Annotated in this window: 13 protein-coding genes; 4 read left to right on the top strand and 9 right to left on the bottom strand. The window is 75.2% G+C overall.

Features of this window, described 5'->3' with window-relative positions; translation table 11 throughout:
* Positions 1-137 precede the first annotated feature (137 nt).
* Positions 138-572: a TIGR03618 family F420-dependent PPOX class oxidoreductase gene (locus tag VGH76_RS26540; protein WP_331559771.1), complete on the top strand. Its 435-nt coding sequence runs from the start codon at positions 138-140 to the stop codon at positions 570-572.
* On the opposite strand, the gene VGH76_RS26535 is transcribed toward VGH76_RS26540, so the two are convergent.
* Entirely contained in the window at positions 560-1,177 is a 618-nt protein-coding gene (locus VGH76_RS26535; protein ID WP_331559770.1) for a CGNR zinc finger domain-containing protein, read from the bottom strand. The two genes, VGH76_RS26540 and VGH76_RS26535, sit on opposite strands and share 13 nt — an antisense overlap.
* A 121-nt stretch (positions 1,178-1,298) precedes the next feature.
* Between VGH76_RS26535 and VGH76_RS26530 the strand changes: the two genes are divergently transcribed.
* Positions 1,299-2,225, top strand: coding sequence for a pyridoxamine 5'-phosphate oxidase family protein (locus tag VGH76_RS26530; protein ID WP_331559769.1), 927 nt, complete (start codon positions 1,299-1,301; stop codon positions 2,223-2,225).
* Here VGH76_RS26530 and VGH76_RS26525 read toward each other — a convergent pair.
* Both VGH76_RS26525 and folP read right to left on the bottom strand, forming a co-directional pair.
* Positions 2,198-2,965 carry a dihydrofolate reductase family protein gene (locus VGH76_RS26525; RefSeq protein ID WP_331559768.1) on the bottom strand — a complete coding sequence of 256 codons (768 nt, stop codon included), beginning with the start codon at positions 2,963-2,965 and terminating at the stop codon, positions 2,198-2,200. The two genes, VGH76_RS26530 and VGH76_RS26525, sit on opposite strands and share 28 nt — an antisense overlap.
* The gene (gene folP, locus VGH76_RS26520) at positions 2,965-3,822 is read right to left on the bottom strand and encodes a dihydropteroate synthase (RefSeq protein ID WP_331559772.1); all 858 of its coding nucleotides are present in this window, start codon (positions 3,820-3,822) and stop codon (positions 2,965-2,967) included. The genes VGH76_RS26525 and folP overlap by 1 nt, the downstream gene beginning before the upstream one ends.
* Positions 3,823-4,172: 350 nt before the next feature.
* Here folP and VGH76_RS26515 point away from each other — a divergent pair, with 350 nt between their 5' ends.
* Positions 4,173-5,414 (top strand): LLM class flavin-dependent oxidoreductase, encoded by a 1,242-nt coding sequence (locus VGH76_RS26515; RefSeq protein ID WP_331559767.1) that lies wholly within the window; start codon positions 4,173-4,175, stop codon positions 5,412-5,414.
* Positions 5,415-5,427: 13 nt separating this feature from the next.
* Here the strand turns inward: VGH76_RS26515 and VGH76_RS26510 are convergent, their stop codons facing one another.
* The 3 genes from VGH76_RS26510 to VGH76_RS26500 are packed head-to-tail and all read right to left on the bottom strand — an operon-like array spanning position 5,428 to position 7,099.
* Positions 5,428-6,129, bottom strand: a complete 702-nt coding sequence (locus tag VGH76_RS26510) for a zf-HC2 domain-containing protein (protein WP_331559766.1) — start codon at positions 6,127-6,129, stop codon at positions 5,428-5,430.
* Entirely contained in the window at positions 6,126-6,656 is a 531-nt protein-coding gene (locus VGH76_RS26505; protein ID WP_331559765.1) for a sigma-70 family RNA polymerase sigma factor, read from the bottom strand. The genes VGH76_RS26510 and VGH76_RS26505 overlap by 4 nt, the downstream gene beginning before the upstream one ends.
* Positions 6,657-6,673: 17 nt before the next feature.
* Positions 6,674-7,099: a hypothetical protein gene (locus VGH76_RS26500; RefSeq protein ID WP_331559764.1), complete on the bottom strand. Its 426-nt coding sequence runs from the start codon at positions 7,097-7,099 to the stop codon at positions 6,674-6,676.
* Between the two features lie 103 nt (positions 7,100-7,202).
* Between VGH76_RS26500 and VGH76_RS26495 the strand changes: the two genes are divergently transcribed.
* A complete protein-coding gene (locus tag VGH76_RS26495; protein WP_331559763.1) occupies positions 7,203-8,273 on the top strand; it encodes a hypothetical protein in 1,071 nt (356 codons plus the stop codon).
* On the opposite strand, the gene VGH76_RS26490 is transcribed toward VGH76_RS26495, so the two are convergent.
* The 3 genes from VGH76_RS26490 to VGH76_RS26480 form a co-directional block, all read right to left on the bottom strand.
* Entirely contained in the window at positions 8,254-8,970 is a 717-nt protein-coding gene (locus VGH76_RS26490) for a GntR family transcriptional regulator (protein ID WP_331559762.1), read from the bottom strand. The genes VGH76_RS26495 and VGH76_RS26490 overlap by 20 nt on opposite strands.
* Before the next feature lie 77 nt (positions 8,971-9,047).
* Positions 9,048-9,293 carry a hypothetical protein gene (locus VGH76_RS26485; RefSeq protein ID WP_331559761.1) on the bottom strand — a complete coding sequence of 82 codons (246 nt, stop codon included), beginning with the start codon at positions 9,291-9,293 and terminating at the stop codon, positions 9,048-9,050.
* Positions 9,294-9,367: 74 nt separating this feature from the next.
* The coding region (locus VGH76_RS26480) for a hypothetical protein (protein WP_331559760.1) at positions 9,368-9,599 on the bottom strand (232 nt) is incomplete at its 5' end.

The following is a 9,599-nucleotide window of genomic DNA, read 5'->3' as shown; positions in this document are numbered from 1 at the left end:
CACCTCACCGACGCCGCCCGCGACACCGCCGCCCGCCTCACCCACCACGCCAGCCCGACCACCACCGTCACCGAGCCGGCCCCACCCACCCGCTACGACCACGACCCCGACTTCTGAGGAGGAGCAGACTCACGGACATGGAGCTCTCCGACGTGTTCGCGCTCTGCGCGGGCGAGCAGGGTCTCGTCGTCGTGGCCACCGCCCGGGCCGACGGGTCGATCCAGTCGTCCGTCGTGAACGCGGGCGTGATCCCGCATCCCGTCACCGGCGAAGACGTGTTCGCCTTCGTCACCTACGGCCGGGCGAAGCTGCAGAACCTCCGCCGCCGCCCGTGGACCGCGGTGACCGCCCGCTCCGGCTGGCGCTGGGCCACCGTCGAGGGCACGGTCGAGATCGTCGGGCCGGACGACCAGCACCCGGGCGTCGGTGAGGAGCAGATCCCCGGCCTGCTGCGCGAGGTCTTCGCCGCGGCCGGAGGCACCCACGACGACTGGGACGAGTTCGACGCCGTGATGGCCCGCGACCGTCGGGCCGCGGTCCTGGTCTCACCGACCCGGATCTACTCGAACTGATCGCCGTGGTGGTGGCGGCGGTAGTGCCGCGCGACCCGCGCGCGGTTGCCGCACCCCGTCGAGCACCACTCCTGCCGCGGGTGGGCCTTGACGAAGTAGAGGACGCAGCCCGGCGCCCGGCAGGCACGGAGGCCCTCCGGATCCGTGAAGAGGTCGACCGCACGCTCCGCGAGCATCCCGACGACGGCGAGCGCAGGTGACGCCGCGGACCGCGCCACCCGCACCAGCCCGCCGTCGGCGTCCCGGTCCAACGCCGCCCACGTCGGAGCGGCGGCCGCGGCGGCGTTGACGACGGCCACCGCCTCGTCGACGTGGCCGACGGGTGAGGTCCACGTCGTCCGGTCGTCGGCCGTGGCCTCGGCGGCCAGCCGGCGCAGCGCGTCCCGCAGGGTCCGCAACCGCTGCAGGACGTCGATGTCGAGGGGACCCGGCGGACCCATCGGACCGAGCACCGCCCCGCCGAGCCCGAGCCCGGCCCGCTCCAGCCACGCCGCCGCCTGCTCCGGGTCGTCGAGCGTGTCCTGCACCCCCTGCCGGCCGGCCCGCACCGTGTTCATCAGCTCCACCGGCCACGATTCACCGTGGGCCGCACCCTGTGTCGTCATCGCCACCCGCCCCCCCGTCCTAATGCTTGAGCGGCCCGTATCCCGTTTGACTTTGCCATGCGATCAGAGCACCGTCACTAATGCGGACGGTATTAACGACCATTAGATACAGGAGGCGGCCATGGGCGCGGCGACAACGCCGGAGCGCGGGTTCCACGCCGGCGAGCGGGCGGTGCAGCAGCGCGCGGGCACGCTCGCCCAGGCCGACCGGCTCGCACGCATGGTCGACGAGCCCGACCTGCGCGGCGGCACCGGGCAGTTCCTGGCCGAGCGGACCTTCGCTGCTCTCTCCGCCCGGGACACGGCGGGACGGCTGTGGGTCTCGCCGCTGACCGGGACTCGTGGCTTCCTCCACCCGTCCGACGCCACGACCCTGCAGATCGGAATGGTGCCGGCGCCGGGCGACCCGCTGCGAGGACTGCCCGCCGACCAGCCGGCCGGCCTGATCGCGATCGAGTTCGCCCGCCGCCGCCGCGCCCGGGTCAACGGCACCCTCGTCGCCGCCGGACCGGAGGGCCTGACCGTCGAGGTGGACCAGGCGTACGGCAACTGCCCGCAGTACATCCAGCAGCGCGCCCTGGAGCACGACGCCGAGACAACCCCCGACGACGTTCCCCCCACGCGCACCGCGGTCCTCTCCTCCGCCGACCAAGCCCTCGTCCGGACCGCCGACACGCTCCTGCTCGGCACCACCCACCCGGCGCGCGGCAACGACGCCTCCCACCGGGGTGGCCCGGCCGGCTTCGTGCGCGTGGCCGACGGGCGGCACCTGTGGTGGCCCGACTATCCGGGCAACAACATGTTCAACAGCTTCGGCAACCTCGCGGTGGACCCGGCCGCGGCCCTGCTGTTCGTCGACTTCCCGGCCGGCCGCGCGCTGCACCTGTCCGGCACCGCCCGCGTCGAGTGGGAGGTGTCGGGTGCGGGTGACGACGGCGGGACCGGTCGGCGGGTGTGGTTCGACGTCGAGGCCGTGGTCGCCGGGGTGCGGGTACCGCTGCACGCCTCCGACGTCGAGCCCTACCGCCGCAACCCGGCCCTCACGTAGCGGACCAGCAGGGTGCCGTCGTCGTCGACGAGCAGCGACGCGACCTCGAAGCCCCGGGGGGCGTCGAGCGGTTCGGCGCTCGTCGCGACCCGCCCCGCCCGGCCGGCCACCGCCATCGGCGCGATCGAGAGGCGCAGCTCGTCGACGAGGTCGTCGTGCAGCAGGGTCCCGACGAGGCCGGGGCCGCCCTCGCAGTCGATCCGCCGGTAGCCGTCGTCGGCCAGGCGGGCGAGCGCGGTCGGCAGGTCCACGGCCTCGTCGCCGGCCAGGAGCACCTGCGCGCCGGCCGCACGCCACGCCTCCTGCTGCTCGGCGGGAGCGGCCGCGCTGGTGACGACGATGGACGGGACGAGCACGTCGACGAGGCTGGTGGCGTCGGCCGGGAGGGACCCGGAGGTCACGACGGCGAGCGGGGGCGCCGGCGAGAGCCCGTGCCGACGACGACGGTCGGCGGCACGCGCGTCGGGTCGCAGGCCGGGGTAGTCCTCGGCGAGCGCGGTGCCGGAGCCGAGCAGGACGACGTCGGCGAGGTCGTGCCCGAGCGCGAAGACCCGGCGGTCGGCGGGGGTGGAGAGGCCGGCGCTGCGACCGTCGACCTCGATCCCGCCGTCGAGGGAGCTGACGAAGTTGACGGCCAGCCATCGGTCGGCCGCGTCCAGCGGGTAGCGGTAGAGCTCCTCGAGCGCCCCGTCGTCCCTGTCGTCGATCGGTCGGCCCGGCAGCGGCCAGACCTGGTGCATCAGTCCATCCACCGCTGCGCACGGGCCGGGGGCCGGTGGCCCAGGACGCTGGCGACCATCTCGACGGTCTGGCGGGTCTCCGCCACCTGGTGGGCGCGCACCATCGCGACCCCGTGCGCCGCAGCGAGCGCCGTCGCGGCGAGGGTGCCGGTGAGCCGGCCCTCGAGCGGCACGTCGAGCGTCTCCCCCACCACGCCCTTGTTCGACATCGCGAGCAGCACCGGCCAGCCGGTGGCGACCAGCCGCGGCATCTCGCGCAGCACCTCGAGGCTCTGGGGGGTGTTCTTCCCGAAGTCGATCGTCGGGTCGAGCAGGATGCCCTCGGCCGGCACCCCCGCCTCGACCGCGCGCTCCGCGAGGGCGGTGGTGACCGCGACGACGTCGCCCATCACGTCGGTGTAGCGGGGCCGGACCGGGTCAGTGCGCGGGGTCAGCCCGCCGGTGTGGGCACAGACGTACCCGGCGCCGTGGCGGGCCGTCACGGGGATGATCTCCTCGTCCCAGCCGGCCCAGCTGTCGTTGACCAGATCCCCGCCCGCGGCCAGCAGGGCGTCGGCAACCTCGGCGCGGTAGGTGTCGATCGACAGCACGAGGTCGGTGAAGCGCTCCCGCGCCCAGACGAGGGTCGGGCGGACCCGGTCGATCTCCTCCTCGACGCTGACCACGGGGCCGGGGCTGGCCGGGACGCCCCCGAGATCGACGACGTCCGCGCCCGCGGCGACCGCCCGCTCGATCGCGGCCTGCGCGGCCTCGGGCCGCCAGGTGGCGCCGTTGTCGTAGAACGAGTCCGGCGTGCGGTTGACGATGGCCATGATCAGCGCGCGGTCCCGCCGCAGCCGCCGACCGTGGACGACCATCTCGATCCCCCGTTCGACCGAGACGCTCACCGGACCCCCGCCGCGCGGTCGCTGTCGATCAGGCTGGCCATGCCGCCTTGATACACGTCGGCGTCCGGCGGCGACAACGACGACGGAGATCCTGTCCGTCCGGCGGGGCCGGGCGAGCGAGGGGCGCCGCGACGTGACCCGGCTCCCGCCCGGTTGTCGATCCCGCGCCGCACCCGCAGGATCGGTCCCCGTGACCCCCGTCGAGACCGGCCGCCTGCTCACCCGGCGCCGCCACGTCGACCTCCGCCGGGTCACCTCGCTGGCCTGTCGTCGGTGACCGCGTCCCCCGCACCCGACGTCGTCGACAAGGACCCGCCACCATGGCCACCCCCACGATCACCGCTGCTCGTGACGCCGCAGGCGCCCACGGCGGCGCCCTCCCGCCGCTGACCGCGCACTGGTTCCTGCCCACCTACGGCGACTCCCGCGGGCTCGTCGGCGGCGGACACGGCCTGGAGGCCCGGGCCGCCGGCACCCCGCGCGAGGCCTCGCTCGGGTACCTCGGCCAGATAGCCCGCGCCGCCGAGACGGTCGGGTTCGAGGGCGCGCTCACCCCGACCGGCGCCTGGTGCGAGGACGCCTGGCTGACGACGGCGATGCTGGCGGCCGAGAGCGAGCGGTTGAAGTTCCTCGTCGCGTTCCGCCCGGGCGGGGTCTCCCCCACGCTGGCCGCGCAGATGGGCGCGACGTTCCAGCGCCACTCCGGGGGACGGCTGCTCGTCAACGTCGTCACCGGCGGCGAGCCCACCGAGCAGCGCGCCTACGGCGACTTCCTCGGCAAGGACGCGCGCTACACCCGCACCGGGGAGTTCCTCGACGTCGTGCGCCGGCTGTGGGCGGGCGAGCAGGTCACCCTCGACGGCGAGCAGGTCCACGTCGAGGGCGCCCAGCTGCAGCGCGTGCCCGACCCGGTCCCGCCGATCTACTTCGGCGGGTCCTCCCCCGCGGCCGGCGACGTGGCCTCGAAGCACGTCGACGTCTACCTCACCTGGGGTGAGCCGCCGGCCCAGGTCGCGGAGAAGATCGAGTGGATCCGGGGGCTCGCAGCGGCGCAGGGCCGGGAGGTGCGGTTCGGGATCCGGCTGCACGTCATCACCCGCGACACCGCCGACGCCGCCTGGGCACAGGCCGAGGAGCTGCTGCGCGGCATCCCGGAGGAGATGATCGCGCAGGTCCAGGCGGGACTGTCGAAGAGCGAGTCGGTCGGCCAGCAGCGGATGCGCTCGCTGCACTCCGGGGGGACCAAGACCGCCGGCGACCTCGAGGTCTCGCCCAACCTCTGGGCGGGCGTCGGGCTCGTCCGCGGCGGCGCGGGCACCGCGCTGGTCGGGAGCCACGGCGAGGTCGCCGACCGCATCGCCGAGTACCACGCCCTGGGCATCACCGAGTTCGTGCTCTCCGGCCACCCGCACCTCGAGGAGGCCTACTGGGTGGGCGAGGGCCCGCTCGCGGAGCTGGGCCGACGCGGGCTGTGGCACCCGGCGGCGGGGTCCGAGGCGGCCCGGGCGGCGAGCGCGCCCGCCTCCTCGGTGCCCTTCGCGGTCACCGGTTCCGCGCGCTGACCGGCGCGCACCCCTAGGAGCGCATGACCACCGCACCCGCGACGGTGCGGACCTCCAGGCCCTGGACCCGGTCCGGCGGCAGGTCCGTGGAGGCGGCCACCCGGACGTCCTGCCCGGGTGGGGGGCTCCAGCTCGCGATCTGCTCGAGGCGGCCGTCGGAGGAACGCACGACGAGCACGTAGGTCGTCCGCGGCGCGTCCGGGGGCGCCGGGGCCTGCGGCGCCCCCTCGTAGACGCAGGTCAGCGACACCGCGGTGCCCCACGGCCGGGCGGTCAGCCCGGCGAGGCCGGACGACTCCGAGCCCGCGACGGCGGGCAGCACCATCTCCCGGGCCGGCGCGGCGGCGACGGTGTCCGGTCCGGGGGCCGCACCGGACGTCGTCCAGACCGCGACCCCGGCTCCTGTCGCGAGCGCGAGCACGATCGCCGCCGCGGCGGCCAGCAGCGCCACGCGGCGCCGGCGGCGCACCCGCCGGACCGTCCCCGTGAGGATCTCGGCAGGCGGCACCAGGACGGCGTCGTCGGGACCGGGGTCGTCGGGGTCGTGCGCGGGGGTCCCGGCGCGGGCGAGCAGGCCGGGCAGCCCCGCCACCGACGTCAGCTCCGCCCGGCAGGCGGCGCACCCGTCGAAGTGGGCCTCGAAGGCCTCGCGCTCCCCCGGGTCGAGCGCCCCGAGGACGTAGACGCCGACATCGAAGCGGTGCGGGCAGCTCACGACCCGACCCCCATCTCCTCCAGCGCCAGGCGCAGTGCCCGCAGCGCGTAGTGCACGCGCGACTTCACGGTGCCCGGCGGTACGTTCAGCACCGCCGCCGCCTCGCCGACCGTACGGCCCCGGTAGTAGCACTCCACGAGCACCGCGCGGTGCTCGGCCGAGAGCCGGTCGAGGGCGGCGGCGACGGTCCATGACTGGACGGCGGCCTCGGCGTGGTCGGTGACGGTTCGCGGGTCGGACGCGGAGCCGACGCCGTCGGGATCCTCGGAGAGCAGCTCCGGGCGCGCCGAGCGGGCCCGCCACTCGTCGATGAGGACGTTGCGCAGCGTGCGCAGCAGCCAGGGCCGCGGGTTGCCGCGGCTCGGGTCGAGGGCGTCGGGGTGGCGCCAGGCGCGCAGCAGGGTCTCCTGGACGGCGTCCTGGGCCCGGCCCCGGTCGGCGGTGGTGCGCAGGGCGACGGCCCACAGCGCGGCGCCGTGCTGGTCGTGCAGGAGGCGGATCAGCTCCGCGTCCCCCGACTCGCCCACCTCCACCACCCCCTCGGTCAGCGTCGCGCGGCGCGGGTGAACGACCAGGCCGTCACCCAGACGATCCCCACGGTGAGCACGAGCGCCCCCGGGACGTGGATCGCCAGGTTCGTGTGCTCGCCGTAGTAGGCCTGCACGAAGCTCAGCACGAACACCACGGCGGCGACGAGCGCGGGCCACCACGGTCCCCGGTGCGCCCGGGCGTAGAGGACCGCGGCCACGGTGAGCAGGGCGGTCACGACGTGCATCACGATCGCGCCGCTCGCGTGGATCGGGAGGGGCCCGCCGCGCGGGAAGAGCTGGCCGGCGGTGACGTACTGGCACACCAGGTTGAGCACGGACAGCACACCCAGGACCTGGACCGCGCGCAGGATCGCCGCCGACGGGCCCGCCGTCCGGGACCCGTGGTCGATCGTGCTCGCGGACTGCGTGCTGCGGGTCATCGCCACGTCCTCTGCTGTCGGGGTTCCTGCCGGAGTACACGGAGCACGCGCCCCGATGGTTCACCCCCTCGCCGTGCGGCGCCCCGCGCGGCAGGATGCCGACGTGACCGCACGGGTGACGAGCGAGCTGCTGCTGGTGGGGAGCCTCCCGACGCCCTCGGCCGAGGAGGCGTTCCGCGCCGGCGCCGGCCTCGTCGGGGACCTCGTCCCGGCGCTGCCCGACGGCGAGTCCGGGCCGCTCGGCGCGTGGGTCGGCTTCGACCGGACCCAGCTGCTCGAGCCGCATCCCGACGTCGAGGTGCTCGTCCCGAGCGCCTCGCCCACCGGACGCGCCCGGCACGCCTACGAGACGGCCCGGCTGACCGTGCGCCCCGGCGTGGAGACGCTGCGGTTCGAGCGCTGGCCGCGGGTGCCGGTGATGCTGGAGTCCTACGCGCTCTTCCGGCGCCTCCGCGACGAGGGTGTGATCGGCGAGGACCAGCGGTTCCAGGTGAACGTTCCGGGCCCGTCGAGTGTGTTCACCGGGGCGTTCAAGGACCACTACGCCCGGGACTGGGACGTCGTCGGGCCGGCGCTGGAGGACCTCACCCTCCGCTCCCTCGACGAGGTCCTCGCGGCGATCCCCGCTCGGGACCTGGCGGTGCAGTTCGACTGCGCCTACGAGGTGCTCGACAACGAGCAGGTCCTCGGCTGGACCGAGGGCGGCCGGGAGGGGGCCTGGGACCGGTTCGCCGGCCCCTGGTCACGGCTGGCCCCGCACGTGCCCGAGGACGTCCTGCTGGGTCTGCACCTGTGCTACGGCACGTTCCCCGAGTGGCCGATGTTCGAGGCCCGGGACATGGGGCTGCTGGTGCACATGGCCAACCACGCCGCCGCCCACGCCGGCCGGCCGCTGGACTGGCTGCACCTGGCCGGGCCGCGCTACCTGCGCAGCGAGGACGAGGCGTTCTTCGCGCCGCTCGCCGGGCTGCACGCACCGCACACCCGCGTCTTCCTCGGGATCGTGCTCCCGCTCGACGGCGAGGACGGGCTGCGCCGCCGGCACCGGACGGCCTCGCGCTACCTCGCCGACTTCGGGGTCGCGATGTACTGCGGGTTCGGCCGCCAGCCCGGGCAGGACCCCGCCGAGACGCTGCGGGAGCACGCCGCGGTGGTCAGGGCCGTGGTGGGCTGAGGGAGGCGACGATGCGGGCCTCGGCGTCGGCGAGGTAGTCGGCCACCTCGAGGGCCGCCTTCTCCAGCTCGCCGCGCTCGACGAGCGCCGCGACGGCGTCGTTGCGCTCCAGGTAGGGCTCGTGGAAGTCGCGGTGGGTGCCCATGCGATGGAAGGTCAGCCGCATCTCGGCGAGCAGCAGGTCCATCTGCGCGTCGAGCCGCGTGCTGCCGGCGAGCCCGACGAGCGCGCGGTGGAAGTGCTGGTTGGCGTCGGCGACGCCGACCCAGTCGCCCTGCTCGGCCGCGGCCCGGCCCTCCTCCACGGCGGCCCGCACCCGCGCGATCGCGGCCTGGTCGCGGCCGAGCTCGCCGTGGCGGACCGCGGCGGGCTCGACGACGCGCCGGCTGCGGTAGACGTCCGCCACGTCGGCCACGCCCGGCGTCGCGACGAACACCCCGCGGTGCTGCTCGCGGACGAGGATCCGTTCCGCGACGAGCTGGCTGAACGCCTCCCGCAGGGTGTTGCGCGAGACCCGCATCGCCTCGCAGAACGCCTGCTCCCCCAGCCGCACCCCGGGCAACAGCCGCCCCTCCACGACCTGCTCGCGCAGCGCGTCGGCGACCCGCTCGGCCGTCGAGGACGTCTGGGCCACGTGCGCGGTGGACAGCGCCTCCAGCGCGGCCTGGGCGGCGCGGTCCGGATCGGCGGCGGTCACGGTCGCGGAGTCTACGTGTCGGATCGTTGAACGAAGCCTGGTCGCCCGGCCCGCCCCTCCTCCGAGCCGACCTGACCTCAGTTCTCCTCGAGGTCGAAGGCGTCGTCGCCGACCCAGACGCGCAGGCCCTCGCCGTCGTCGGTGATCGCGCCCTCCTCCTCCTCGGAGAGCTCGCGGGCGGCACCGAGCGCCCGCTTCGAGTAGAGGATCCGGCCGTCCCCGAGATCCTTCGGCCGGTACTCCGAGGCCAGCACGGCTGTGCGGCTGCGCGTCGCGAGGAGCTCGGCGTTCGCGGGCCCGACCTCGGCGATCCACTCGTTCATGACCGGGATCACACCGCCGGCGGGCCCGGACCTCCAAGATCTGATCCCGGCGTGCAGCATGTGCGCGCCGACCCTCAGCTGCGGTGGAACAGGCGCCGCAGGCCGCCCTCCTTCTGGTGCGGCTCCGCGCCATCGGACTCACGCTGGGCCGGGATCTCCTCGGTGTGCTGGTCCCCGGAGTCGTCGGACTGCTGGGAGTCCTCGGATGTCTCGGTGTCGGTGCCGGTGGCGCCGGCCTTCTCGTCCTCGGACTTGGTGTGCTCACCGGCCTGCGGGAGTACCACGGTGCCCCCGGCGTACTCGTCG

The organism is Actinomycetospora sp., assembly GCF_036497585.1.
In the GTDB taxonomy this organism is placed as follows: domain Bacteria; phylum Actinomycetota; class Actinomycetes; order Mycobacteriales; family Pseudonocardiaceae; genus Actinomycetospora.
Note: the sequence above shows the minus strand (reverse complement) of the source record. Positions and strands in the feature narration are given on the sequence as shown.